The sequence below is a fragment of the Actinopolyspora lacussalsi genome (assembly GCA_030803735.1).
Taxonomy (GTDB): Bacteria; Actinomycetota; Actinomycetes; order Mycobacteriales; family Pseudonocardiaceae; genus Actinopolyspora; species Actinopolyspora lacussalsi.
Window position 1 is genome coordinate 3,564,774 of record JAURUC010000001.1, and the last position, 26,620, is coordinate 3,591,393.

The 26,620-nt window shown below is 68.0% G+C and carries 20 protein-coding genes; 12 read left to right on the top strand and 8 right to left on the bottom strand.

Annotation, left to right across the window (positions count from 1 at the left end; genetic code table 11):
- Positions 1 to 112: 112 nt before the first annotated feature.
- On the bottom strand, positions 113 to 3,025 hold the full coding sequence (gene leuS / locus J2S53_RS16010; RefSeq protein ID WP_456241657.1) for a leucine--tRNA ligase: 2,913 nt from the start codon (positions 3,023 to 3,025) through the stop codon (positions 113 to 115).
- A gap of 423 nt (positions 3,026 to 3,448) precedes the next feature.
- Here leuS and J2S53_RS16015 point away from each other — a divergent pair, with 423 nt between their 5' ends.
- Positions 3,449 to 3,979 carry an SdpI family protein gene (locus J2S53_RS16015; protein ID WP_456241658.1) on the top strand — a complete coding sequence of 177 codons (531 nt, stop codon included), beginning with the start codon at positions 3,449 to 3,451 and terminating at the stop codon, positions 3,977 to 3,979.
- 123 nt (positions 3,980 to 4,102) lie between these two features.
- Here the strand turns inward: J2S53_RS16015 and J2S53_RS16020 are convergent, their stop codons facing one another.
- Positions 4,103 to 4,675 (bottom strand): YqgE/AlgH family protein, encoded by a 573-nt coding sequence (locus tag J2S53_RS16020; RefSeq protein WP_092978173.1) that lies wholly within the window; start codon positions 4,673 to 4,675, stop codon positions 4,103 to 4,105.
- Positions 4,676 to 4,924: 249 nt separating this feature from the next.
- Positions 4,925 to 6,376 (bottom strand): CCA tRNA nucleotidyltransferase, encoded by a 1,452-nt coding sequence (locus tag J2S53_RS16025; RefSeq protein WP_092978378.1) that lies wholly within the window; start codon positions 6,374 to 6,376, stop codon positions 4,925 to 4,927.
- 375 nt (positions 6,377 to 6,751) lie between these two features.
- On the opposite strand from J2S53_RS16025, the gene J2S53_RS16030 reads away from it, so the two are divergent.
- The 11 genes from J2S53_RS16030 to J2S53_RS16080 all read left to right on the top strand — a co-directional run bounded on the left by J2S53_RS16030 (position 6,752) and on the right by J2S53_RS16080 (position 21,416).
- Positions 6,752 to 7,285: an NUDIX hydrolase gene (locus J2S53_RS16030; RefSeq protein ID WP_092929946.1), complete on the top strand. Its 534-nt coding sequence runs from the start codon at positions 6,752 to 6,754 to the stop codon at positions 7,283 to 7,285.
- Positions 7,282 to 9,729 carry a DUF6049 family protein gene (locus J2S53_RS16035; RefSeq protein WP_456241659.1) on the top strand — a complete coding sequence of 816 codons (2,448 nt, stop codon included), beginning with the start codon at positions 7,282 to 7,284 and terminating at the stop codon, positions 9,727 to 9,729. The genes J2S53_RS16030 and J2S53_RS16035 overlap by 4 nt, the downstream gene beginning before the upstream one ends.
- 276 nt (positions 9,730 to 10,005) lie before the next feature.
- Positions 10,006 to 11,925 (top strand): murein biosynthesis integral membrane protein MurJ, encoded by a 1,920-nt coding sequence (gene murJ / locus J2S53_RS16040; RefSeq protein WP_456241660.1) that lies wholly within the window; start codon positions 10,006 to 10,008, stop codon positions 11,923 to 11,925.
- A 137-nt stretch (positions 11,926 to 12,062) separates the two neighbouring features.
- Entirely contained in the window at positions 12,063 to 13,706 is a 1,644-nt protein-coding gene (locus J2S53_RS16045; RefSeq protein WP_456241661.1) for a protein kinase family protein, read from the top strand.
- Positions 13,707 to 13,967: 261 nt separating this feature from the next.
- Complete coding sequence (gene sigM / locus J2S53_RS16050) at positions 13,968 to 14,576, top strand: RNA polymerase sigma factor SigM (RefSeq protein ID WP_092929952.1); 609 nt, start codon at positions 13,968 to 13,970, stop codon at positions 14,574 to 14,576.
- Positions 14,573 to 15,448, top strand: coding sequence for a hypothetical protein (locus tag J2S53_RS16055; protein WP_456241662.1), 876 nt, complete (start codon positions 14,573 to 14,575; stop codon positions 15,446 to 15,448). Before sigM ends, J2S53_RS16055 begins: the two co-directional genes overlap by 4 nt.
- A 251-nt stretch (positions 15,449 to 15,699) precedes the next feature.
- Positions 15,700 to 16,713: a thioredoxin-disulfide reductase gene (gene trxB / locus J2S53_RS16060; RefSeq protein ID WP_456241663.1), complete on the top strand. Its 1,014-nt coding sequence runs from the start codon at positions 15,700 to 15,702 to the stop codon at positions 16,711 to 16,713.
- 103 nt (positions 16,714 to 16,816) lie between these two features.
- Complete coding sequence (gene trxA, locus J2S53_RS16065) at positions 16,817 to 17,143, top strand: thioredoxin (protein ID WP_092978163.1); 327 nt, start codon at positions 16,817 to 16,819, stop codon at positions 17,141 to 17,143.
- A gap of 287 nt (positions 17,144 to 17,430) precedes the next feature.
- Positions 17,431 to 18,582: an N-acetylmuramoyl-L-alanine amidase gene (locus J2S53_RS16070; protein ID WP_456241664.1), complete on the top strand. Its 1,152-nt coding sequence runs from the start codon at positions 17,431 to 17,433 to the stop codon at positions 18,580 to 18,582.
- Between the two features lie 321 nt (positions 18,583 to 18,903).
- Positions 18,904 to 20,268, top strand: coding sequence for an aminotransferase-like domain-containing protein (locus J2S53_RS16075; protein ID WP_456241665.1), 1,365 nt, complete (start codon positions 18,904 to 18,906; stop codon positions 20,266 to 20,268).
- A gap of 197 nt (positions 20,269 to 20,465) precedes the next feature.
- On the top strand, positions 20,466 to 21,416 hold the full coding sequence (locus J2S53_RS16080) for a D-alanine--D-alanine ligase family protein (RefSeq protein ID WP_456241666.1): 951 nt from the start codon (positions 20,466 to 20,468) through the stop codon (positions 21,414 to 21,416).
- 496 nt (positions 21,417 to 21,912) lie between these two features.
- On the opposite strand, the gene J2S53_RS16085 is transcribed toward J2S53_RS16080, so the two are convergent.
- The 5 genes from J2S53_RS16085 to yidC form a co-directional block, all read right to left on the bottom strand.
- A complete protein-coding gene (locus J2S53_RS16085) occupies positions 21,913 to 22,902 on the bottom strand; it encodes a ParB/RepB/Spo0J family partition protein (protein ID WP_456241667.1) in 990 nt (329 codons plus the stop codon).
- Positions 22,899 to 23,834, bottom strand: a complete 936-nt coding sequence (locus tag J2S53_RS16090) for a ParA family protein (RefSeq protein ID WP_456241668.1) — start codon at positions 23,832 to 23,834, stop codon at positions 22,899 to 22,901. The genes J2S53_RS16085 and J2S53_RS16090 overlap by 4 nt, the downstream gene beginning before the upstream one ends.
- Positions 23,835 to 23,902: 68 nt before the next feature.
- Positions 23,903 to 24,610: a 16S rRNA (guanine(527)-N(7))-methyltransferase RsmG gene (rsmG, locus tag J2S53_RS16095; protein WP_092978374.1), complete on the bottom strand. Its 708-nt coding sequence runs from the start codon at positions 24,608 to 24,610 to the stop codon at positions 23,903 to 23,905.
- 457 nt (positions 24,611 to 25,067) lie between these two features.
- Entirely contained in the window at positions 25,068 to 25,634 is a 567-nt protein-coding gene (locus J2S53_RS16100; protein WP_092978153.1) for a Jag family protein, read from the bottom strand.
- Positions 25,635 to 25,666: 32 nt separating this feature from the next.
- Positions 25,667 to 26,614 (bottom strand): membrane protein insertase YidC, encoded by a 948-nt coding sequence (gene yidC / locus J2S53_RS16105; protein ID WP_092978151.1) that lies wholly within the window; start codon positions 26,612 to 26,614, stop codon positions 25,667 to 25,669.
- Positions 26,615 to 26,620: the final 6 nt, after the last annotated feature.

Genomic DNA, 26,620 nt, shown 5'->3' on the forward strand with positions numbered 1-26,620 from the left:
CCCGTGCCCGCTCATCACCGACGAGCACCCCGGGGCTTCGGCTCCCGCACGAGGAACCGAAGCCCCGGCGAGGACGCTGTGGCGGGCGAGCCCGTCACGACGGGAAACCCGCTCAGCCGACCACGTTGACCAGCCGCCCGGGCACCACGATCACCTTGCGCGGCTCACCACCGCCCAACAGCTCCACGACCCTGCTGTCGGCCAACGCGGCAGCGCGGATCTCGTCCTGCTCGGCCGAAGTCGACACGGTGATCCGGGAACGAACCTTGCCGTTGAACTGAATCGGGTACTCGACCGTGTCATCGACCAGGTACTCCTCGTCGGCCACCGGGAACGGCCCATGCACCAGGCTCCGCTCGTTCCCCAACCGCGACCACAGCTCCTCGGCCAGGTGCGGCGTCAACGGAGCCACCAGCAGCACCATCGGCTCCATCACCGCGCGCGGCGGACCGGCGGCACCCGAGTACGCCTTGGTCACCCGGTTGTTCAGCTCGATCAGCTTGGCCACCGCGGTGTTGAACTGCAGCCCGTCGTAGTCCTCGCGCACCCCGGCGATGGTCTTGTGCAGCGCACGCAGCAGCTCGACGTCGGGTTCCTCGTCGGTGACCCGCACCTCGCCGGTCCGCTCGTCGACGACGTTGCGCCACAACCGCTGCAGGAAGCGGTGCGAACCGACCACGTCCTTGGTCGCCCACGGCCGCGAGGCGTCCAACGGCCCCATGGACATCTCGTAGAGCCGCAGCGTGTCCACGCCGTAGGCGTCGGCCATCTCCTCGGGCGAGACCGAGTTCTTGAGGCTCTTGCCCATCTTGCCGTACTCGCGGTTGACCTCCTCGCCGTTGTAGAAGTACTTGCCGTCCTGCTCGACGACCTCCTCGGCGGGCACGTAGACACCGCGCGAGTCGGTGTAGGCGTAGGCCTGGATGTAGCCCTGGTTGTACAGCCTGCGGTACGGCTCCTCGGCCGAGACGTGCCCCAGGTCGTAGAGCACCTTCTGCCAGAACCGCGCGTACAGCAGGTGCAGCACCGCGTGCTCCACACCGCCGACGTAGAGATCCAGCCCGCCCGGATCGTTCGCGCCGTGCCGGTCGGGGCGCGGCCCCATCCAGTACCGCTCGTTCTCCGGATCGACGAACCGCTCGTCGTTGTCGGGATCGATGTAGCGCAGCTGGTACCAGCAGGACCCCGCCCACTGCGGCATCACGTTGGTGTCGCGGTGGTAGTGCTTGAGCCCGTCGCCGAGATCCAGTTCCACCTCGGCCCAGTCGGACGCCTTGGACAGCGGCGGTTCGGGTTGGCTGTCCGCGTCCTCGGAGTCGTAGGTGCGCGGGGAGTAATCGGCCACCTCGGGCAGCTCCACCGGCAGCTGGTCCTCCGGCAGGCCCCTCGGGTTGCCGTCCTCGTCGTAGACGATCGGGAACGGCTCGCCCCAGTAGCGCTGCCGCGCGAACAGCCAGTCGCGCAGCTTGTACTGCACGCTGCCGCTGCCGTGACCGTGCTGCTCCATCCAGGAGACGACCTTGGTCTTGGCTTCCTCGACCGAGAGGCCGTTCAGGGTCAGCCCCGTGGCCTCCGAGGCGGAGTTGATCGCGGGTCCGTCACCGGTGTAGGCCTCGCCCTCGAAGTCGGCCGGGGGTTCGACGGTGCGCACGATGGGCAGTCCGAACTCGGAGGCGAACTCCCAGTCCCGCTGGTCCTGCGCGGGAACCGCCATGATCGCGCCGGTTCCGTAGGCCAGCAGCACGTAGTCGGCGGCGAACACCGGAACGAGCTCGCCGTTGACCGGGTTGACCGCGCGCAGCCCGGTGAAGACCCCGGTCTTGTCCTTGTTCTCCTGCCGGTCCAGCTCGGACTTCGTCGCGGCGAACCGGCGGTACTCCGCCACCGCCTCGGCGGGGCCCGAGTAGCCGCCGGTCCAGCGTTGATCGGTGTCCGCGGGCCACTCGCCGAACTTCTCGGGGGCAGCGAGGATCTCGTCGACCAGCGGGTGCTCCGGGGCGAGCACCATGTAGGTGGCGCCGAACAGGGTGTCCGGCCTGGTGGTGAACACCTCGATCGTCTCGTCACGACCCTCCAGCGCGAAGTGCACCTCCGCGCCCCGGGAGCGGCCGATCCAGTTGCGCTGCATGGTCTTGACCTTGTCCGGCCACTCCAGGCGGTCCAGGTCGTCGACGAGCCGGTCGGCGTAGGCGGTGATCCGCATCATCCACTGCTTGAGGTTGCGCCGGAACACCGGGAAGTTGCCGCGTTCGCTGAGTCCGTCCGCGGTGACCTCCTCGTTGGCGACCACGGTCCCCAGGCCGGGACACCAGTTCACCGGGGCCTCGGAGAGGTAGGCCAGCCGGTAGGAGTCGATGATCTCGCGCTGCCGATCGCGCCCCAGTTCCTCCCACGGGGTGCCGTCCGGCGTGGTCCGCTCACCGGAGGCGAACTCCGCTTCGAGCTCGCTGATCGGGCGGGCACGCCCCCTGCCCTGGTCGGCCTCGGTGTCGTACCAGGCGTGGAAGATCTGCAGGAAGATCCACTGCGTCCACTTGTAGAACTCGATGTCGGTGGTGGCGACACGGCGCCGCTCGTCGTGACCGAGGCCGAGCCTGCGGATCTGCGTGAGGTAGCGCTCGATGTTGTTCTCGGTCGTGGTCCGCGGGTGGGTGCCGGTCTGCACCGCGTACTGCTCGGCGGGCAGCCCGAAGGCGTCGAATCCCATCGTGTGCAGCACGTTGCGCCCCAGCATCCGGTGGTAGCGGGCGTAGACGTCACTGCCGATGAACCCGAGCGGGTGCCCCACGTGCAGGCCGGAACCCGAGGGGTAGGGGAACATGTCCTGCACGAACAGCTTCTCGGATGCGGCGTCCTGCCCACGCAACGGTCCCACCGGGTTCGCGGCGTGGTAGCTGCCGAGCTCCTCCCAGCGCCGCTGCCAGTCCCGCTCGATGTCGCCCGCGATGCCCGCGGTGTACCGGAAGGGGGGCGTGTCGTCGCCCGCACCGTCCGTGCCCTGTGAGTTCCGTTCCGCGCCACTCATCGTGTGCGTTTCCTTCCCCTAGTCCGTCGCTCCGACTCGCCGGGTAACGCTCCGAGCGACTCATCGGTGTGCCGCCACTGAAAAGTTAAAAACCCCTCAGCCCTTGAGGGCATGAGGGGTTGCCGCGCCGAGGGGCGATCGCCTCAGCGCGGCTTCGTAAGCAGTCGGGCGGTGGCCACGACGGACAGCATAACCGGAGCGTAAAGCGCGATAACCGGGTGGGAACCCCCGACAGGGGGACAGGTGCGAACGATGCTGATGCCCCGGACGGCGTCGCGGCCGACGTTCGAGAACGAAGAGGCGGATCCGGGGCCTACGGCGGGAACCGTAGCAGTGGAGTCGGAGTGGGCACCACGTGTGCTCCCGCGCACCCGAGGCGGGAGCTGTCCGTGCTCCCGCGCGAGGGAGTCGTAGGCTGGCGGGGTGGCACTTGCATCGCTGATCATCGTGTGTGCCGTCGTGATCGTCGCCGGTCTCGCCGCGCTGGTTCTGGGGTGGCGCGGGTTGCGCGGCACGCTGCCGCGCAACCGGTACGTGGGGGTGCGAACCCCGGCGGCGCTGCGTGACGACGAGACGTTCCGCCTGGCCAACCGGGTGGCCGCTCCGCCGATCCTCGCCGGCGGCACGATCGCCGTGGTGGTGGGCTGCTGCCTGGCCGCGCTGGGCGGCACCGGCACGGGATGGCTGATCACGGGAATCGGCGTGCTCGGCGCGCTGGTGCTGATCGTGGCCGGTGGCGTGCTCGGTGGGCGAGCGGCAGCGGCGGTGCCCGAGACCGCCCACGCGGCTTCCGGTTGTGCCGCCTGCTCCTCGGCCCCCGCGGGGAACATGTCCGAGCCGAGCGGTGGTGGCTGCGCCGCGGCGGGACTGTGCTCGGCGGCGGGAGGATGCTTCGCCGCCACGGCTCCGGGAGCGAGCGGGAACGAGGGCACGGCCGAGCCGGACGGCCGGTGAACCGGGAGCACCCCGAGGTGGCGTCCATCGAGAGGCGCTCGTCCATCGGGAGAGACTGCCACGCCCCGAAGCGTGATCACAGGGTCACGGCAGTTCCCCGCTGCCCGAGCGGGGGCAACTCGCTCAGTTGAGCTGTACGTCCCCCGGATGGGTGGCCAGGAAAGCCAGTGGCGGCCCCTGCCTGCGCAGCACCCTGGCCCACAGGTTCTCGTCGGGCGGCGCGATCACGTCTTCCGGCAGTGCCGGGAACACGTGCCAGTCACCCCGGTCGATCTCGCCCGTCAGCTGCTGCTTGCCCCAGCCCGCGTAGCCCGCGAAGAACCGCATCCCGCGCGCCTGACCGGCCAGCTCGTCAGGGTCGCTGTCCAGATCCACCAGCCCTACCGGCCCGTTCACACCGACGATGTTGCTGAACTCCCCGGCGTCGACCCCGGTTCGCAGCGCGGCGAGGCAGATCGCGGTGCGCTGCTCGACGGGCCCGCCGACGAACAGCGACTGGGGTTCGCTCGCCAGCTCGCCCCACTTGGGCAGCACGTCGTGCACCGGTATCTCGCTGGGCCGGTTGAGCACCACGCCGAGCGTGCCCTCGTCGTGGTGGTGAATGACGAAGACCACCGCACGGCTGAAGTTGTCGTCCTGCAGCGTGGGCGCCGCCACCAGCAGCGTCCCCGGTTTCACATCCGCGTCGGATCCCACCCGCCCATGATCTCACTACCGGGCGGAGTTGGGGACCGGCCGTTCGTACCGAGGAGTGTCGAGGCGCCGATACCGCCGGGCGGCCCGGCGATCTCGCGAGAAATCGGCACTCGGCGACAGCGAGACGGAAGCGGCCACAACGAGACGGAAACGACGAAAGCGATCGAGGGCACGAAGCCGGGAACAGTGAACGCGAGCCGGTAGCAGTGAGCACTACTACCGAACAGTGATGCTCACTAATAATGCCGACTACTGCTCCGGCGGCTCGACCCCCTGCTCACGGGCCCAGCGATGCAGTTCGGCTACCGCGTCCTCCCGCTCCAGCGGTCCCTGATCCAGCCGGACCTCCTTCAGATGGCGCCACGCCTGACCGACGAGCGGCCCCGGGCTGATCCCCAACAACCGGATGATCTCGTTGCCGTCCAGGTCCGGGCGGACCCGCGCCAGGTCCTCCTCCTCGGCGATGCGCTGGATGCGGGCCTCCAGGTCGTCGTAGGAGCGCTGCAGCGCCCGCGCCTTGCGCTTGTTGCGGGTGGTGCAGTCGGCGCGGACCAGCTTGTGCAGCCGCCGCAGCAGATGCCCCGCGTCGTTGACGTAGCGACGCACCGCCGAATCGGTCCAGTTTCCCTCGCCGTAACCGTGGAATCGGAGGTGCAGGTACACGAGATCGGAGACGTCGGAAACGACTTCCTTGGAGTACCGCAGCGCACGAAGCCGCTTGCGGGCCATCTTGGCGCCGACGACCTCGTGGTGGTGAAAACTCACCCCGCCGCCCGGCTCGAAGCGCCGGGTGGCCGGTTTGCCGATGTCGTGCAGCAACGCGGCCAACCGCAGCACCAGATCCGGCTCGCCATCGGGGTCCTCGGCCCGCTCCAGGTCGATGGCTTGATCCAGTACTACCAGTGAGTGGTAATAAACGTCCTTGTGCTGGTGGTGCTCGTCGATCTCCAGCCGCATCGCGGGCAGCTCGGGCAGCACGTGCTCGGCCAGACCGGTGTCGACCAGCAGTTCGATGCCGCGGCGGGGGTAGGTGCCGCAGAGCAGCTTGGAAAGCTCAGCCTGTATCCGTTCCGGAGTGATGCGCTCGATCTCGGCTGCCATCCGGCGCATCGCGTCCAGCACCCGTTCGGCGGGCTCGAACCCCAGCTGCGCCGCGAACCGGGCGGCACGCAACATCCGCAGCGGGTCGTCGGCGAAGGACTCCTCCGGTGGGGCGGGGGTGTCCAGCCGCTGCCGGACCGCGTCGCGCATCCCGCCGTGCGGATCGACGAACTCCCCGGAGATCGGTTCCACCGCCATCGCGTTGACCGTGAAGTCCCTGCGCAGCAGGTCACCGGAGATGGAGTCGCCGAAGACGACCTCGGGATTGCGGCTGGTGCGGTCGTAGGTGTCGGCCCGGAAGGTCGTGATCTCCACGGTCACGCCGCGCCGGTAGGCCCCCAGGGTGCCGAACTCGATACCGGTGTCCCACACCGTCTCGGCCCAGTCGTCCAGCAGTCCGCGCACCCGCTCCGGCCGCGCGTCGGTGGTGAAGTCGAGATCCCCGCCGAACCGTTCCAGCAGCACGTCGCGCACGCTGCCGCCCACGATGTAGAGGGAAAGCCCCTCGGCCGCGAACCGTTCGGCCAGTTCCCGAGCGGTCGGCACCAGTCGCGACAACTCCCGCACCACGTTGTGCTGCGCCGTCCGCACGGCGGTCACTTCGGGATCGTCGGTCCGCGCGGCGGAGTCGTGGGAACCCGCGGCGTCGAAAACGGAAGGGGACACGGCCGTCAGGGTATCGGCCCCCAATGAATCGACCACGGCGGTCACCGCACCCGGCCCCTCGCGCGACGGACGCGCGTTCCGATCCGGTCGAGCGGCCGAGCCGGTACGGCGTCCCGGGCGGGAACTCGTGGGACGTCACCGCCGAACCGGAGTACGCACGGGACCGTGATCATTACTATGATCGCATCGTTCGTCGCCCGAACGGGTGAGCCTGGATGGTCGAGGAGCGGAGGGCGGCGCCGATCGGAACGCGCCACGGCGGTCGTCGAGAACGACGGTTACCCGCCCGATCGCATTACCATCGGCTACATGCCCCCTCTGCCCGGTCGCTCCGGCGGCTCCCGATCCAAACGTCGGGGTCCGCGGCGGCGGCGCGGGCTGCGGACCGTGGACGAGACCTCCGCCGGTGGGCTGGTCGTCGACGGGAGCTGGGAGAACGCTGCCGTCATCGGACGTTCCGACCGGCGGGGTCGGTTGCTGTGGTCCCTGCCCAAGGGCCACATCGAGACCGGCGAAACACCGGAGGAGACCGCCGCGCGAGAAGTCTCCGAGGAGACGGGCATCATCGGACGGGTAATCCGCCCGATCGGGACGATCGACTACTGGTTCGTCGCGGACAACCGGCGGGTGCACAAGACCGTGCACCACTTCCTGCTGGTGGCCATGGGCGGCGATCTTTCCGACGAGGACGTGGAGGTCACCGAGGTGGCGTGGATGCCGCTTGGTGAGCTGGACAAAGCTCTGGCCTACGCCGACGAGCGCAGGCTCGTCCAGCACGCGATCGCGCTGTTCGGTCCCGGGGCGGGCAGCGCGGAGTTCGGCACCGGAACGGAGCACGGATGATCCGCGGCCCCGGTCACGCACGAAAGCCGCGCGGCGCACGGATCCGGTTACGGGCGGGGCTGCTGCTCGTGGTGAGCGCCCTGCTCGCCGCGTTGGCCCCCGTGACCACCCCGGTGGCCGAGGCACAGCCCACCGAGCGGATCGACATCACCGTGTCCACGGTCACGCCACAGCTGGTTCGGAATGATTCGTCGAACACGCTGACGATCAGCGGAACCATTCACAACACCAGCGACAGCACCCTGCGCGACCTGGAGATGCGACTGCAGCGCGGCAAGGCCCGCGCCACCCGTGCCAGCGTGCTCAAGGCACTGCGGGACCGGGCGTCCACCGCAGTGGTGCGGACCAGGTTCGAGCCGGTCGCCACGAGACTGGCAGCGGGTGCCCGGACCGACTTCGAACTACGGGTGACGCTGAGCGGCGCGGACTCCCGATCGCTGCGCGTCGGCTCCCCGGGAATCTATCCGCTGCTGCTCAACGTCAACGGTGAGCTTCCCTCCCAACGCCGGGCCCGCGTCGGCTCCACCCGGTTCATGCTGCCCGTGCTCTCACCTCCGGGAGGATCCCCGGCGGCCCCTTCCGAGAGCACGCCGGTGACCACGCTGATACCGCTGATCGACTACCCGAGGATGATCCAGCAGCGGCTGCCCGGACGGCCGACCATCCTCACCGACGACCGACTCGCCCGATCGCTGGCGCCGGGCGGCAGGCTGCACGGCCTGGTCCGGGCGGTGTCCGAGGAAGTCCCCCCGGACGAACCGCTGGGCAAGGGACTGTGCTTCGCGATAGACCCGGACCTGATCGTCACGGCGAAAGCCATGGCCGAGGGCTACCGGGTACGCCGGGACAACGGCGACACGGTGCGGGGAACCGGTTCGGAAGTCGCCAGGACCTGGCTGGACGAGCTGCGGTCGGTGACCCAGGACCGCTGCGTGATCTCGATGCCCTACAGCGACACGGACGTGGTGGCGCTGGGGCGTGCGGAGCTGCCCGAACTGATCGAGAACTCACTCGACGGCGCGGACGCGGTGAGCGAGGAACTGGGCGTCGAGGTCCGCGAGGACGTCCTCTGGCCGGTGGACGGAGCGCTGGACGAACCGGCCGCCTCCCAGCTCGCCGACACCGCGGTGAACAAGGTGCTGCTGCACCCCGACTCACTGGCGAGCACCGACGGGTCGCTGCGGCCGGCACGGCTGAGCACCGCGAACTCCGACTACACGCCGAGCGCTCGGCTGATCGACCCGCTGGTGGCCGACGCGCTCAACCCCATGCGCGGGCAGAGCGCCGCCAACTCGACCCAGCTCTCCCCGCCGGGTGACGCCACTCCAGCACTGCTGGACGGCCTGGCGAGCCTGACGTTCCGCTCCCGGAACGCGGCGGTGCCCGGCACCACGCTCATCGCCCCGCCCCGTCGCTGGAATCCGAATGAGGGGGAGCTGCGCGACTTCCTCTCGGGACTGCGAACACTGCGGGACGCCGGGTTCGTGCGGCCGACGGCCCTGCCCGAGCCCGGTGACGGCTCGGCGGAGCGGGGAGCGGCCGGAACGCGGGAGCAGTCCGCCGGGAACGCTACCCGGCAGGTGGCGCTCGCCTATCCGGCGAGCAGCGCCGCCGACGAGATCCCGCAACGGGTACTCGACGAGCTCGCGGCGCAGAACCGCAAGGTCGGCCGGTTCTACCGGGCCGCGGCGCGTGAACCCGCCAAGAACGTCGACCCGGCCAGCGTGACCACACCACTGCGCAACGGCCTGTTGCGCGGCGCCTCCAGCGCATGGCGGGGTGAGAGCGGCACCGCCCGGAAATGGGTGGAAACGGCGGAGCGCACCCTGCGGGGGATCCTCGGCAGCGTTCGGCTGGGGGATCCGAAGCCGATCTCCCTGACGTCGAGCAACGGCAAACTGCCCGTGACGGTGGTCAACGACCTGCCGGTGACCATATGGTTCGAGCTGCACGTGGACAGCCCACGCGGGGTGAGCGTGGACGATCTCGGCAGGTTGAAGGTTCCCGCCAACGGCAAACGCCAGTTCCTGCCGAAGCTGCACGCCGAGCGGGCGGGCAAGTTCACCGTGGATGTGACGATGCGCACCGAGGGGGGCACGAAACTGGGCAGGACCCAGCGCATCCGGGTGAACTCGAACGCCTACGGCACGGTTTCGCTGATCATCACGATCAGCGGTGCGGCGCTGCTCGTGCTGCTTTCCGGCAGACGTATCGTCCGCCGGATCAGGGGCCGCAACGGCACCACCACGCCGAACGGTCCCACCGGGACAGCGGCGGAACAGCCTGGTCCGAACGGGAGTGAGCCACCCGACACTCCGCCGAACTCGCCCGAAACGAAGAATGCGGACGAAACGGCCGAAACACCGCTCGGCTCGGCGGACGACACCCGAACGGACGGCGCGGCCGACCGCCCGACCACCGAAAATGATCCACAGCAGAGCTGAGACCCTTTGACCCGAGCCCTGTGCACAGCGTCGCGATCAGTTTCCGGGCGCACCGGAACACGGCGGTTCCCGGGAGCTCGCGGGCTCCGGGAACGCACCGGTCATCGGAGAGGCCCGCTCGTCGGAGGCACCGGTCGCGGGTCGGTGAGTGCACGGTGAGCACCTCGCCGGATCGGGGCCCGCCCACCCGTAACGGCGAGCCATCAGGTGACGCGGCCTCAGCTAACCTGGCCAGGTTGCACACGTACGGGTGAGCATGCCGATCGAAGGAATGAGTTGGTGAACGGAGACAACCGCACCGGAGCCCTCGGTTCGCGAGGAGGACCCGGTGGGGAGGACGCTCACCCGACAGAACCGCTCCCACGGATGACCGGTTTCCCGGCGCCTCCCACCTCGGCACCGAACACGGACGCCTCCGACAACGCCGCGGAGCTGACCCAACCGATACCGACCGTCGGCCACGGCCCCGGCAATGTCCGGGCCGAGCAGCACACCGAGGTCATACCCAGCGTCGACGACAGGGCCGAGCGCTTGACTCCCGATCCGGAAACCGCCCGCGCCCAGGAAGACGAAACTTCCGAACCCCGGCACAGCGGCGGCAAGAAGTCGCTGCTCAAAGCCAGCGGATCGATGGCGATCGCCACGCTGATCAGCCGGATCACCGGATTCGGCTGGAAACTGGTGCTGGCCTACACCATCGGGTTCAGCGTCGCCAACGACTCGTTCACCGTCGCCAACACGCTGCCGACCAGCATTTTCGAACTGCTCATCGGTGGTGTGCTCACCAGCGTGATCGTTCCGGTGCTGGTGCGGGCGCAGAAGTCCGACGCCGACGGCGGGCAGGAGTACGTGCGCAAGCTGCTGGCCGCCTCGGGACTTGTGCTGGTGGTGGGCACCCTGGTGTCCCTGCTCGCCGCACCGGGACTGGTCTGGCTGTACATGGGCGACTCCGACAAGGCCAACCCGGAACTGGCCACGGCTTTCGCCTACCTGCTGCTGCCCCAGATCCTGTGCTACGGCGCCAGCGCGCTGTTCGGCGCGCTGCTGCAGTCCAAGCAGATCTTCGGCCCGCCCGCCTGGGCGCCGGTGATGAACAACGTGGTCATCCTCGCCACGCTCGGCGTCTACACCATGCTGCCCGGCGAACTGACCGTGAATCCGGTGCGGATGACCGACGCGCACCTGCTGACCCTGGGGATCGGCGTCAGCTGCGGTGTGCTGGCGCAGGCGTTCGTACAACTTCCGGCGCTGCGCAGAACCGGGCTGAGTTTCGTCCCCAGATTGGGCTGGGACTCCCGGCTGTCCGAGTTCGGCGGGATGACGCTGTGGATGCTGGGCTACGTCGGGGTCAGCCAGGTGGGGTTGCTGGCGTTGTCCCGCGTGGCCACCGCAGCCGACCCTGGCGCGTGGTCCATCTACAACTACGTGTGGATGCTGCTGCAGCTGCCCTACGGGGTGATCGGGTTCTCGGTGATGACGGCGATCCTGCCGCGCATGAGCGCGGCCGCCGCGGACGGGGACAACGAGCGGATGGTCGGTGACCTCTCGCTGGGCAACCGGCTCTCCACCGTCTCGCTGCTGCCGATCAGCGCGGTGATGACCGCACTCGGCGTGCCGATCGCCATGGCGCTGTTCTCCGTCAGGGACGGCATCGGCTCGGTCGAGCAGCTCGGAGTCGCGCTGGCCGTCTCCTCGTTCGGCGTGCTGCCCTTCGCGATCACCATGATGCAGATGCGCGCCTTCTACGCCCTGAAGGACGCGCGGACCCCCACGCTGATCATGGTCGTGATGACCGTTGTGAAGGTGTTACTCGCGATCGGGGTGGCCGGTGTGCTGCCCGAGGAGAGCGTCGTCCTGGGGATAACGTTCACGAACTCGTTCACCTTCGTCATCGGTTCGCTCGTCGGCGAGCTCTGGCTGCGGACTCGACTGGGCCCACTCGGCACCCGCCGTTTTCTGAGCACTTTGGGCAGAACGCTGGTGGCCTCCGTGGCGGGCGGCGCACTGGCCTGGCTGGTCAGCACCGGTATCGACACGGTTGTTCCCGGCGACGCCGGCGCCGTGATCGGGTGGCTGCAGGTGGTGTTCGGCGGCACTATCGGACTGGCCGCCATCTTCGGCGTGATGTGGGTGCTGCGGGTTCGGGAACTCCAACCCGCGTTCAACCGAATTACGGGTCTGCTGCGTCGCCGCTGACGGCGGTGTCACGTACTCTCGAACGGGGAGTCTCTACGGCGGGGCGGACGGGATCATCGTGGACTACGGCCGTCCTTGCACGAGCGGGGTTCGCGTTCGGCGACCCTTTGCCGACGGGAAGAATCGGGAGACGGCAGGTGAGCGGAAAACCGACCGAGCAGCCGGGTGCCGGACAGCACGAGGACACGATTCACAACGAGCGAACCGTGCGTCGGGAGGACACTACGAGTACGGCACACGCATCCGAGCAGCGACTCGCGCCGGGCGCGGTACTCGATCACGGACGATATCGGCTGCTCGCCAAGGTCGGTTCGGACAGTCGTTGCAACGCTCAGCTCTGGCGGGCCAAGGACGGCGTCCTCGGACGCGACGTCTCCCTGACGATCATCGTCGGGGACAGCACCGACACCACCCAGACCTCGGACGCGCGCCGCACGCTGGAACGCGCGATGCACGCCAGCACTTTCAACCACGTCGGAGTGGCCAGGGTGCTCGACGTGGTCAGCAGCGCTCCCGGCGATCCGGACGGCGTGCTGGGCATCGTGATAGCGGAGTGGACCCACGGCAGCGACCTGACCGAGTTGATCTCCGACGGTCCGCTGGCCCCGGGTACCGCCGCCAGGCTGCTGCAACCACTGGCCGCCGCCGTGGAAGCGGCGCACCACGCGGGACTGGTGCTGGGCATCGACCACCCGCAGCGGGTGCGGGTCACCGGCGACGGCGAGATCCGGATGGCGTTTCCGGGGCCGATGCCGGACGCGGGTTCCGGGGAGGACGTGCGCGGGCTGGGCGCCGTGCTCTACCTGCTGCTGACCGGCCGCTGGGCGCTTTCCGGCAGTCCGGAGGGCGTCTCCTCCGCACCGGCGGGACCCGACGGGACCGTCGTCTCACCCCGCACGCTGCGCCCGGCCATCCCGCTGGAACTGTCAACGGTGGCGGTGCGCGCACTGGGCAGTCCGGAGTCGAACGGCACCACCGGCGGCGTACGAACCGGGGCGGCGGTGCTGCGGGTGCTGGAGCAGTACGCACAGCAGGACGCGGGTGAAGCCGTGATGCACTCGGCACCGGCGGGGGTGGAGGCTCGCGGTGACGACGTCTGGCAACGCGAGGACCCCAAACCCGACCCGGGCAGACGGCGCAAGCTGATCTACGGGGTCGGGGCCGTGGCCGTGGTGACGCTCTTCGTGGTCAGCTGGCTGGCCGCCATGCTGATCGGCATGTTCGTGGGCCCCGAGAAGACCTCGGGCCCCAACCAGATCGTCGGTGGGGAGACGAACAGCGACTCGCAACAGCAGCCGTCGTCCAGCTCGGAGGAGAGCTCCGCGCCCCCACCGAAACCGCTCGCGGTGACCGGCTCGGACGTGTTCGTCACCGAGCAGGACCGGGACAACCGGGACGAGGTCGACCTGTTGCACGACGGTGACGAGGGCACCAGCTGGCAGACCGACGGCTACAACGACCAGCTCGGAACCGGTTTCAAGAGCGGTATCGGCATCGTGCTCACGTTGGAGAACCCCTCGCAACTCACCGAAGTGGACGTCACTTCCCCCAGTTCGGGGACCGAACTGGAGATCCGTGCGGCGTCCGACGACTCCCCGGAGCTGTCGAGCGCGAAGGTGATCGGCGAGGGTGAGCTCAGCGACGGAACCACCACCATCCCGGTGAAAACCGACGAGTCCACTTCGCACGTGCTCGTCTGGATCACCGAGCTGTCCCAGGACGACCGCTACAGCTCCGAGATCGAGGAGATCGAGCTGCGCGGCAGCAACGGGCAGGCCTGATTCGATCGTCGCGCGCGACCGGTCCCGGGGCCGGGCTCTCCCCGTCGCGGGGCGAGAGCCCGCCGGGCGGGGAGGCGCCGAGCGGATGGGCGCCGCCGGTTCCGGGCCGTTTCACGTCCCACCACCGACAGGGCGCGGGATCGGGGGGGGGATCGCGGCGACAACGCCTGACGGCGCGGGGAAGTCCACTGCGGTGGGACGGGAGGCGCTCTGACCAATCTGGTGGATGTGTAACAGCGCATAATCAGTAGGGTTCGTGGCGTGTCAGAAACCGCCAGTTCGGATGCCGATCTCATAGCGGCTCACCTATCCGGGGACCGGCAGGCGTTCTCCGAGCTCTTCCGGCGGCACCGTGATCGACTGTGGTCGGTGGCCCTGCGGACGATGCGTGATCCGGAGGAAGCCGCCGACGCGCTGCAGGACGCGATGATCTCCGCGTTTCGCAACGCGGGTTCGTTCCGCTCCGAGTCCAGGGTCACCACCTGGCTGCACCGGATCGTGGTGAACGCCTGCCTGGATCGAATTCGCAGACGTCAGGCCCGAGCCACCGTCCCACTACCGGAGGACGGTCCGGGCGAACCCGCACACCCGCACGACAGAATAGCCGAGCACGACACCCGAATGGTCGTATCGGACGCGCTCGGCGAGCTGCCGGAAGATCAACGAGCCGCTATCGTGCTCGTGGACGTCGAGGGATATCCGGTTTCGGAAGCGTCGAGACTGCTCGGCGTGGCCGAGGGCACCGTCAAGAGCCGCTGTGCCAGAGGCCGGATCAAGTTGGCGCAACTTCTCGGGCATCTACGGAACCCGAGTGCGGACGCGCACGTCTCAGACGAAGGCATGGCCACGCGTCGACGGGAGGGACGATGAGTGGCGAGGATCGGCGTGCCGGTGAGCACGGGGTGCCGGAATGGTCCCCCGAGATGCTGGCCGAACTGCACGCGGGAGCGCTCGACGAGGAGACAGCGGCGCGACTACGGCCCGCGACAAGCGCTGATCCGGCAGCCGCGGCGGTCCTGACCGCGCTGGAGACCACGCGGACCCAGCTGGCGGAACAGGTCGCCGTCGAGATACCGGAGGAGGTGGCGGCCCGCATCGAACAGTCACTGGCCGTCGAACCGCTTCCGGTGGACACGGACGGCGCCGACGGACAACACGAGCACACCGTCGGACACGGGATCCACGGTGCCGAACGAGCGGAGTCCCACGGCTCGCCGGGGCCGGAACGGGCCGAAGTGATCGACATCGGGCGTGCTTCCGGCCGGGGCGGCAACCGACGCCGCCGACGCCGCGGCCTCGTGTGGGGCTCGGGCCTGGTGGCCGCGGCCGCCGCGGTGCTGGCCGTGGTGCTGGTCACGCTTCCGGGCGGCGGCTCCGGTGACCATCAGGCGGGCGACACCGGTTCGGAGCCCCCGGCCGCCACCGGCCCCTCCGACCCACCGTTGGCGTTAACCGGGGAGCAGGCGACGCTCAACGGCGAACAGCTGCGGGCAGTGCTCTCCGCCGAGGAGAGGTACGCGGGCGGGCTGGACGACCCCGGCCGACTGCTGCGGTGTTTACAGGCGAACGGGATCTCCGACAGCGACCCCATGGGAGCGCAGCGGATCACCTTCAATGGTGACCCGGCCCAGCTGATGGTGCTGTCCACCGGCGAGGTCGGCCAGTTCCGGTTATTGACGGTCGGCACCGACTGCGGGGCGGGCAATCCCGCCACCATCTCGGACACCGTGGTCGGTGGCTGACTGGGAGCTCCGAGCCGGATCGTCCACGAGGGTGCTCGACCTCGCCGTTCCGTATGGCACGGCCGGCGAGGCCGACGAGCGGCCGTGGGGTGGACAACCGGGTTCGCCCCGGCCGCGAGAACAACGGTCCAGCATGTGGGCGCGGGCACTCACCCCACGGGGGTGGGAACAACCGACGCCTAGTATCGCGTTGACGATGAAGCGCGCGGACACCGACCACGCGCGAACGACGTGACGACGGAAGGGGCGCGGTGACTGGCGACGTGCGGAACCTGATTGTCGTTGGCTCCGGTCCTGCCGGCTACACCGCTGCGGTGTACGCGGCAAGGGCGGAGCTGCGACCGCTGGTCTTCGAGGGCACCCAGTACGGCGGTGAACTCATGAACACGACCGATGTGGAGAACTATCCCGGATTCCGTGACGGGATCATGGGCCCCGAGCTCATGGAGCAGTTCCGCTCCCAGGCGCAACGCTTCGGGGCGGAGCTCAAGACCAGCGACGTCGAGGAGATCGATCTCGGCGGCCAGGTCAAGACCGTCACCTCCGGCGGTGTGGAGTACCGCGCCAGGGCCGTGATCCTGGCGATGGGTGCGGCGGCGCGCTACGTCGGCGTTCCCGGCGAGGACCGGCTGCTGGGGCGTGGTGTCTCCTCGTGCGCCACCTGCGACGGCTTCTTCTTCCGCGACCAGGACATCGCCGTGGTCGGCGGTGGGGACTCCGCCATGGAGGAGGCCACCTTCCTGACCAGGTTCGCGAGGTCGGTGACCATCCTGCACCGCCGCGAGGAGTTCCGCGCCTCCAAGATCATGCTTGAGCGGGCGCGGTCGAACGAGAAGATCCACTGGCGCACGAACACCGTGGTCACCGAGGTCAACGGCGAGGGCACCGTCTCCGGGCTCACCGTGCGGGACACCGTCACCGGTGAGGAGTCGGAACTGCCGGTGACGGGTATGTTCGTCGCGATCGGGCACGACCCGCGCAGCAAGATCGTCGCCGACCAGGTCGAGGTGGACGAGGAAGGCTACGTGCGGGTGCACCATCCCTCGACCGCCACCGACATCCCGGGTGTATTCGCCGCGGGTGATCTGGTGGACAAGACGTACCGGCAGGCTGTCACGGCTGCCGGTTCGGGCTGCTCGGCGGCCATCGACGCGGAGCGTTGGCTGGCCGGACAGGAGGCCTCCGACGCGGCGGAGGTCGCGCCGGAGCTCGTCGGTGGTGGGTACGGAGCCGCCACCGAGGCCGACACCGCGGCAGCCCACTGAAGGCCGCGAGCGGAGACCCGACCGCTTCCGGTGTGGCCCCGCCGCGCCGAGGGGGCGGTGATCACCGCCCCGTACCGATCCGAGCACCGAGTAAGGAGCGAAGATGGCAGCCAAGCCGGTTACCGTTGATTCCGAGTCGTTCAAGAACGACGTCCTCAACAGCGACAAGCCCGTCCTGGTGGACTTCTGGGCCACCTGGTGCGGCCCCTGCAAGATGGTGGCCCCGGTGCTGGAGGAGATCGCCTCGGAACACGAGGACAAGATCACCATCGCCAAGCTGGACATCGACCAGAACCCCGGTGTCGCCCGTGACTACCAGGTGATGTCGGTTCCCACCCTGCTGCTGTTCTCCAACGGGGAACCGGTCAAGCAGATCGTCGGCGCCAAGCCGAAGGACCAGTTGCTCTCGGACATCTCCGACTACCTGTGACAGGTGAGCACACCTGTCACACCCGGGCGGCGACGCCCGAGTGGTACCTCGACGAGATCCCACCGCCCATCGGGGCGGTGGGATCTCGTGTTCGAACGGTCGACGATCAGGGCCGACCAGGCTAGCGGAACGTACCGAAACGACGACGGTGCGGCCCGTGGCCCACGCTCCACAGCGACAAGGCACAATACTTCGCAGCGGACCGCATCGGAATAAACTGATACTTGGGGGTAATGACACGTCGTTAGCACCGGCCGAGGTCGGTGCCTGAATCGAGCGAGGAGTGCATGCAGCTGCTCCACCGCGGTGACGTCGGCCCGGCCGTAACAGAGATCCATGGCGTTCTCGTTACGCTGGGGCTCTTACCACCACCGAACGGCCATGTGGGACCGGCCACCTACGACGAGTCGGTGGAACACGCGGTACGCGCCTTTCAACAGCAACGAGGCCTGATAACCGACGGCGTCGTCGGCCCGGCCACGTACCGAGCGCTCACGGACGCCAAGTGGCGGCTGGGCGATCGTTCGCTCGCTTACTTCGTGTCCCGTCCCATCAGTGGTGACGACGTGTTCGCCCTGCAGGAGCGGCTGCTCGAACTGGGGTACGACGCAGGCCGCCCGGACGGGATCTTCGGCAGGCAGACCGAGTACGCGCTGCGGAACTTCCAGCGCGAGTACGCGCTGAACTCGGACGGTATCTGTGGACCGGCGACCCTGCGTTCGCTGCGACAGCTGGCCCCGAAGGTGCGCGGCGGGCGCCCGGTCTACCTGCGGGAGCAGGAGAAGGTGCGGCGGGCGGGACCGCGCCTGCGTGGCAAACGCATCGTCATCGACCCGGGGCACGGGGGCAGTGACCGGGGATCCGTGATCAACGGTGTGGCCGAGGCCGACCTGGCCTGGGACTTCGCCCGCAGGATCGAGGGCCGCATGGTCGCCACCGGTATGGAGGCACTGATCTCCCGAGGCCCCAACTCGTGCCCCGCCGAGGCCGACCGGGCCTCGTTCGCCAACGAGGCGGGCGCGGACCTGTTCCTGTCGCTGCACGTGGACGCCAATCGCTCACCGCAGGCGCAGGGGGTCGCCACTTTCCACTTCGGCACCGGCAACGGCACCACGTCGAACGTGGGGGAGGCGCTCGCCGGTTTCCTGCAACGCGAAGTGGTGGCACGTACCGCCATGCTGGACTGCCGCAGCCACCCGAAGAGCTGGGAGGTCCTGCGCTGGACGAAAATGCCCGCCGTGCGCATCGAAGCCGGGTACCTGAGCAACCCGGAGGACCGGGCGCGGCTGTTGGACCCCGGCTTCCGCGACGTGGTGGCCGAGGCGGTGCTCGTCGCCGTCAAACGGCTCTACCTGCTGGGCGAGGACGACCGACCCACCGGCTCCTTCACCTTCGACGATCTGCTGCGCTACGAGCTCACCCGCGCCGAGGGCGCCTGAACGCGCGTCCGACCCGGAACATCGGGGATACTTCCGAGAGCGGCTCTCACACCAGGAGCGCTCTCGGAGATCACCGCCGCGATCGGACATTCGCGGTCCGCGACCACGCGCAACGGTGCCGCCGGTCAAGCATTCCCAGGGGGCGTTCGGAGCTTTTCAACTAGTGATTTTGCTCACTGTTGGCCAGGATGGAACGAGGCGGACGTTACACAACCGCGAACGTCACACGATGAACCGGTTAGAATCGCCGGATCAAATCCGGTCCCGCTTCCCCGTGACCGGTGCCGATCACACGGCGCACCACCGACCCTGGAGCGCGGAATGTCCGATCATTCGAACCAGCCGAACGAGCAGGCCGAGCCGGAGGAAACCGGCACGTCGACTCCCGCGACGGGGGCGGCGATGGGCAACCTCGACACTCACTCCGCACGGTATGCCGAGCGCACGGCGGGGATGACGGCATCGGAGATCAGGGCACTCTTCGCGGTGGCCAGCAGGCCGGAAGTGGTTTCACTGGCGGGTGGCATGCCCAACCTGGCGGCGCTGCCGCTGGATTCGCTGTCCGAGGAAGTGGGCAGGCTGATCGCCGAACAGGGACAGGCGGCGCTGCAGTACGGCTCCGCACACGGCGTTCCGGAGTTGCGCGAGCAGATCTGCGAGATCATGGCACTCGAGGGCATCTCGGGCCAGCCGGACGACGTCATGGTCACCGTGGGCTCGCAGATGGCGCTGGACCTGGTCACCAGGATCTTCTGCGATCCGGGCGACGTGGTGCTGGCCGAGGGGCCCTCCTACGTCGGCGCCATGGGCGCGTTCTCCACCTATCAGGCCGATGTGGTGCACGTGGCGATGGACGAGCACGGGCTGCAGCCGGACGCGCTGCGCGGTGCCATCGAGGAACTCCACGGGCAGGGCAGGACCATCAAGTTCCTCTACACGATCCCGAACTTCCACAACCCGGCCGGTGTCACGCTGGCGGAGGAGCGACGCCCGGAGATCCTGGAGATCTGTTCCCGGCACGGCATCATGGTGCTGGAGGACAATCCCTACGGCCTGCTCGGCTTCGAGGGCCAGACCTACTCGTCGCTGCGTTCGCTGGATCCCGACAACGTGGTGTACCTGGGCTCGTTCTCCAAGACCTTCGCGTCCGGACTCCGGGTCGGCTGGGTACTGGCACCCCACGCCGTCCGGGAGAAACTCGTACTCGCCGCCGAGTCGGCGACGCTGTGCCCACCGACGCTGAACCAGATGATCGTCTCGCGCTACCTGAGCACGCACGACTGGCTGGGACAGATCAAGAGCTTCCGGGAGCAGTACCGGGAACGCCGCGACGCGATGCTCAGCGCGCTGGAGCAGCACATGCCCGCGGGCTGCGAGTGGACCCGCCCCGACGGCGGCTTCTTCGTGTGGCTCACCGCCCCCGAGGGTGTGGACACCAAGGCGATGTTGCCGCGGGCGGTCACCCAACGGGTGGCCTACGCCTCCGGGACCGGTTTCTACCGGGACGGCCTGGGAACCAGGCAGATGCGGCTGTCGTTCTGCTATCCCACCCCGGAGCGGATTCACGAGGGCGTTCGCAGGCTGGCCAACACGCTCAACGAGGAGCTGGACCTGCTGCGAACCTTCGGTTCCGGTGGCGGACGCGAGCTGTCCGGGCCGCAAACCCCCTCGCCGGACACCGCCTGATCGTCGGTGAGAGAGCCGCACGACCGTTCCCGGTTCGGGGTCTTCCCAGCCTCGGCGAGCACTCCGAGCCCGCTCGGGGCAGCCCTACCGACCGGTTGCCGAACCGCATAACGTCATCCGGGTAGGTTTTTCGTACTGGTCCGGTAAGTCCGTCACGCTCGGCAGGGTGTGACGGACTTCGTCATGCAGGAGTCCACTTGAGCGATCGCTGGGTTGCCGTACTTTCCGGAGGACTGTCGCACGAGCGCGACGTCTCGCTGCGTTCCGGCCGCAGACTGTCCGCCGCACTTCGCTCCACCGGGCTCACCGTGACCGAGCTGGACGCCGACCACGAACTGCTCAACCGCCTGAGCATCGAACGGCCGGAAGCGGTGCTGGTCGCGTTACACGGTGGGGAGGGGGAGAACGGCGCGATCCAGTCCATCCTGGAGCTGCTCGACATTCCCTATGTGGGCACCGATCCCCGGGCCTGCCGCCGGGCCTGGGACAAACCGACGGCCAAGGCCGAACTCGCCAGGGCCGGGTTGCCCACTCCCGAGTGGATGGTGCTGCCGCAGTCCACCTTCCGCGAGCTCGGGGCTCATCCGGTGCTGGACGCCCTGGTGGACAAGATCGGTCTCCCGCTGATGCTCAAACCGGTTCAGGGCGGCTCCGCGTTGGGCGCACGAGTGGTGCGGGACTCCTCGGAGCTTCCCTCCGCGATGATGGGGGCGTTCTCCTACGGCGACACGGTCCTGGTCGAGAAGCTGGTGGAGGGCACCGAGCTGGCGATCGGAGTGCTGGAGGACTCGGATGGGCCACACGCGCTCCCCGCCGTACGAATCGAACCGTCGAAGGGGATCTTCGATTACACGGCGCGCTACACGGCGGGGCTGACGAGCTATCAGGCTCCCGCCGAGCTCTCGGAGGGCGTGGCTCGCCGCGCGGCCGAACTGGCCGTTTCCGCGCATCGCCTGTTGGGACTGCGCGACATCTCGCGTACGGACGCGATCGTGGACGAGTCCGGCGAGGTCCACTTCCTCGAGGTGAACGTTTCGCCCGGTCTGACCGCGACCTCGCTGATGCCGATGGGGATCGAGGCGGCGGGACGTGGACTCGGGGACGTCTTCGACGGACTGATCGAACGAGCGATCGACGGTCGGGACTAGCGGCTCCGACCTCGCTTCGTTTCACGTGAAACGCGGGTACCGCTTCCGTTCACGAAAGCACCGTCCGAAACAGAATGTCACCGTGACGGAACCATGTCGGACCCAAGGGGCCTTCGATTCCGTCCGCGGTTGGAGCGCGCCGGGGCAGTGGTCGTACTGCCCCGCTGTGCGACGCCGTCGACCAGCGAGCCGAAGCCCCCACCACTTACGCAGTCGGCACCGCCGCGGGTTCTTCCGTGCGGCTCTCGCGAGGACGCCGGAGACGTTGTGTAGGTCGCTACCCGATGTCGAACACCGTAACTGGTTCGAACCGGAACCGGCCCGGTATCGCAACCATGAGCGAGACAGCGGGCTCGTCCCCGGTGCGTGAGTCGGATGCATTGCGAGGCCGGGCCGCTCGCCGCGTAGGTCGCTACTCAAGAGCCGGCCCAACACAGCAAGGCGCCGACTCACGTGCCGGCTACGCAACCACGCGGACAAGTGCTGATGTGGACACTCAATCCCCCAACAGAAGTTCGGTGAGTCTCCGTAGATCATCGGAGGAACCGAACTCCACGACAATGCGCCCCTTCCGTTGCCCGGACTCCACCTTCACCTTGGTATCCAGCCAGTCGGCGAGGCGGTCCTGCACTTCCTCGGCCCCCGTGAGCTCCATCTTGGGACGTTGCTTGGACTTCGGCTTCTCCGGCTGTTCCCGCTTCTTGAGCGTCACCTGCTCTTCGGCGGCACGCACCGAGAGCCCTTCCGCCACGATGCGGTTGGCGATCTCCTCCTGGTCCCGCGCATCGTCCAGACTGAGCAGCGCTCGGGCGTGCCCGGCCGCGAGCACCCCGGCTGCGACTCGACGTTGCACGGGCAACGGCAGTCGCAGCAGGCGAATCATGTTGGTGATCACGGGCCTGCTGCGCCCGATCCGATCGGCCAGCTCGTCGTGGGTGACCTCGAACTCCTCCAGCAGCTGCTGATACGCGGAAGCCTCCTCCAACGGGTTGAGCTGCACCCGGTGGATGTTCTCCAGCAACGCGTCCCGCAACAACGCGTCGTCCTTGGTCTGCCGGACGATCGCGGGAAGCGTGGCCAATTCGGCCTGCTGCGCCGCTCGCCAACGGCGCTCGCCCATGATGAGTTCGTACTGCTCGCCACCGTCGAGCTCACGCACCACGATCGGCTGCATGAGGCCGAACTCCTTGATGGAGTGTTCCAGCTCGGCGAGTGCGTCCTCGTCGAAAACCTGACGTGGCTGCCTCGGATTGGGAACTATCGCCGAGATCTCGATCTCGCGGTAGACGGCTCCGGCGACGCTCTCGCTCGTTTCACGTGAAACAACGGGTTCCACGGCGGAGCCACCGGCCGGGGGAGCGGTACCAGCTTCGGCCGAAACCGTCACCGTGTCGAAATTATCCCCTGTCGGTGGCGCCTCCGATTCCGGAGCACTCGGAATGAGTGCGGCCAGTCCGCGGCCCAAACCACCACGACGCTCGGTCATGACGTCTTCCTCTCCGTACCGCGCTCGGCGATCTCACGAGCAGCATCCAAGTAACTCATGGAACCCCGCGAGCCGGGGTCGTAACTCAGCACGGTTTGCCCGAAGCCGGGAGCCTCGGAAATCTTGACGCTACGAGGGATGACGGTTCGCAGTGCCCGCTCGCCGAAATAGTTGCGGACTTCCTCGGTAACCTGTTCGGCGAGCTTCGTGCGTCCGTCGTACATGGTCAGCAACACGGTGGAGACGTTGAGCCCGGGGTTGAGGTACGACTGCACCAACTCGATGTTGTTGATCAGTTGCCCCAGCCCCTCCAACGCGTAGTACTCGCACTGGATCGGGATCACCACTTCGTGCGCGCCCACCAGCGCGTTCACCGTGAGCAGTCCCAACGAGGGCGGACAGTCGATGAAGACGTAGTCGTAGTCCAACTCGTCGAGCACCGCCGGTCGCAGCGCTTCTCGCAGTCTCGCTTCGCGAGCGACCATCGTGACAAGCTCCACCTCCGCGCCTGCCAGATCGATGGTGGCGGGCACACAGCTGAGGTTCTCCGACTGTGTACTGGTGGCGGCGGCGTCGGCGACACCGATCTCACCGAGCAGGAGTTGGTAGACCGAGGGAACCCCCGCCTGGTGATCCACTCCCAGCGCGGTACTGGCGTTTCCCTGCGGGTCGAGATCTATGACCAGAACCCGCAGCCCCTGCACTGCCAGCGCGGTGGCCAGGTTGACCGTGCTGGTCGTCTTTCCCACGCCGCCTTTCTGGTTGGCGACGGTCATGATCCGACGCTCATCGGGTTTGGGCAGTCGGGTCGATTCCGGAGCCGGGGAGGAGGTGCTCCGTTTCACCTCCTCCACGAGAGGGGTCCAGGCGGTCCAATCGGAGCTCGCTTCCTCCGCCTGCGCTCCCTCGCCGGCCACGGCGGGGAAACGCATCCCACCCATGGAACGACCCTTTGTTTCACGTGAAACACCATCGGTCTGGTTCGATTCCGGGGTCACCGTCACCGTTCCTTTCTGTTTGGCCGGTTGTCCGGCCGACGCGTCCCCATCCCACGAGCTCGCCTTCCGGAGCCGGTGGAACGCGACGGAGCCGCCTCCGAACGCCGCACCACGACGACATTGGCAGGAGTCTCCAGCACATCCGTTCCGCAATGGCGCACCTCGGCCGACACGCCACCACGACGTGCTATCGCGGCACGATCACGCTCCAACTCCTCGGAAGCACTGGCGCCCTTCTGCGCGAGCAGCAGGCCGCCCGGGCGCAGCAGCGGCAGACACCATTCGGCGAGCCGCTCCAACGAGCTCACCGCCCGAGCGACCACGAAGTCCTGATCGTGCAGCCGGGCACGGATCGGTTTTTCCTCCGCTCGTCCCCGCACCACCGTCACGGGCAGTCCCAGATCATCCGACAGTTCCTCCAGCCACGCGACCCGACGCGCCATCGGTTCCAGCAATGTGACGGTCAGATCGGGACGAGCGATCGCGAGCGGTATACCGGGCAGCCCCGCCCCGGAGCCGACATCGACCACCGTGGCTTCACGTGGCAACAACTCCCGCAACACTGCCGAGTTGTAGATGTGGCGTTCCCAGAGCCGGTCTCCCTCCCTCGGACCGATCAAGCCACGTTGCACGCCATCCGTCAAGAGGCGTTCCGCGAACTCGCTCGCCAATGACGCCCGATCACCGAAAATCATCCGCTCCGGTGACATTCCCTCGACCCCTCGCACAGCCTCACCCGCATCATTCTCGGCCGGGAACCGCCCGACCGGACTCTCGTCGTCCAACAACCCGCCTCTTCGATGCCCCGGTTTCGATCCCGTTCATCATAGAGTTGTTTCACGTGAAACACGCCCCGAAGGCAGGCTTCGACACAGCCACCCACAGAAAACGAATATTTCTCACACGACATGGGTGCCACTCCGCCGAACGGTCACGCCGCACCCCTCGGGCAACGAACCCGGGCCGCCCCGCACACCATCCCGCGAGCGAGACCGCCGCACTGTTTCACGTGAAACGCCCCGCGCGACCGTGTGAGACCACCCCATGACGAAGCCACGGGACGAAGCCACACGGGCCCGCCGAACACAATGCTGCCCCTGTGACGCGATGTCACAGGGGCAGCATGACAACGAACCGGTCCGGCCGGAACGACCACACGCCGAGCAATCACCCGGCCCGGTAAACGACCACACGCCTGCTGGGCGGCTCTCCCTCGCCCTCGCTGGTGACACCCGACACCGCGGCGACCGCGTCGTGCACCACCTTGCGCTCGAACGGACTCATCGGGCGCAGCCGCTGGGTCTTACCGGTACTCGCGACCTTCTCGGCCGTCCGACGGCCGAGATCACTGAGTTCGTCGCGCCGGTTCGCGCGCCAACCGGCGATGTCGAGCATCAGCCTGCTGCGCACCCCGGTTTCCTGCTGCACGGCCAGCCGGGTGAGCTCCTGCACGGCTTCGAGCACCTCGCCCTGCGAACCGACGAGCTTCTCGAGGTCCTTGCCGCCTTCCACGCTCACCACGGCACGCCCCGACTCCACATCCAGATCGATGTCGCCGTCGTAGTCGAGCAGGTCCAACAGCCGTTCCAGGTAGTCACCGGCGATATCGCCTTCGCGCACCAGATCGGCTTCGCTTCTGGCCGTCGATCCACTGTCCCGATCAGTGGCCTGTTCGGAACCACTGACTGCCACGGACTGCTCGTCCTGGCCGGCCTCCTGCACGGTATCGGACACTGGGTGTCTCCTCTCTGGAGCTGCTTACGGATTCACCGGTGCTCGTCCGGCTTGTCCGTGTCGCTGGAACGGTCTTCCGGTATTCCGGGCAATTCGGCTCGCTCGTCGTCTTCCGGTCGGGCACGGGAGTCCACGCGCTCAACCGGCGAGGAATCGATCACCGCGGGCGCCGCGTCCGGCGTCTGCTGCCGCTGTGCTTCCTCCTCGTCGATACGTCGAAACACGATACGCTGCTGTCCGAGGGTCCAGAAGTTGTTCGCCAGCCAGTACAGCAGGATCGCCAACGGCAGGAACGGGCCGGCTACCACGGCGAACGCCGGAAAGAGCCACAGCATGATCCGATTCATCATCGCCTGCTGGTTCGGAGCGGGCGAGGGGGTGCGTTCGCCACGCTGCCTGGCTATCGAATGTCTGGTGGTGAAATGCGTCGCGATCCCCGCCGCGATCATCAATGGAACTCCGACCAACAGCATCGAGGCCCGATCGGTCCCGAAAGTGCTCAGCGCCTCGGCGGGAGCCGTGAGCGTGCCGGAAAGGCTGGCGCCGAACAAGTGGGCGTCGAGGAAGGAACGCACCCCCTCCGCGCCGAAGAAGTAGTTGCTCTCCTCGTTCGGCTGAAAACCGTTGAGCACCCGGAACAACCCGATGAAGACCGGGACCTGCACGATCATGGGCAGACATCCACCGAGTGGATTGAACCCCTGCTCGGACTGCAGCTTGCGCATCTCGGCGGTGAGACGCTGCGGATCGTCGGGGTAGTCCCGCTGCAGCTGCTGTATCCGCGGCGCGACCTCCTGCATCTTGCGCATGGAGCGGACCTGGTGCACGAAGGGCTTGAACAGCAGGATCCGCAGGGTGAACACCAGGAACATCACGGACAGCGCCCAGGCGAAACCACTGTCCGGACCGAGCAACGCCCCGAACACGGCATGCCACGACCACAGGATGAACGAGACCGGGTAATTGATGAAGTCCAGCACTTCGGG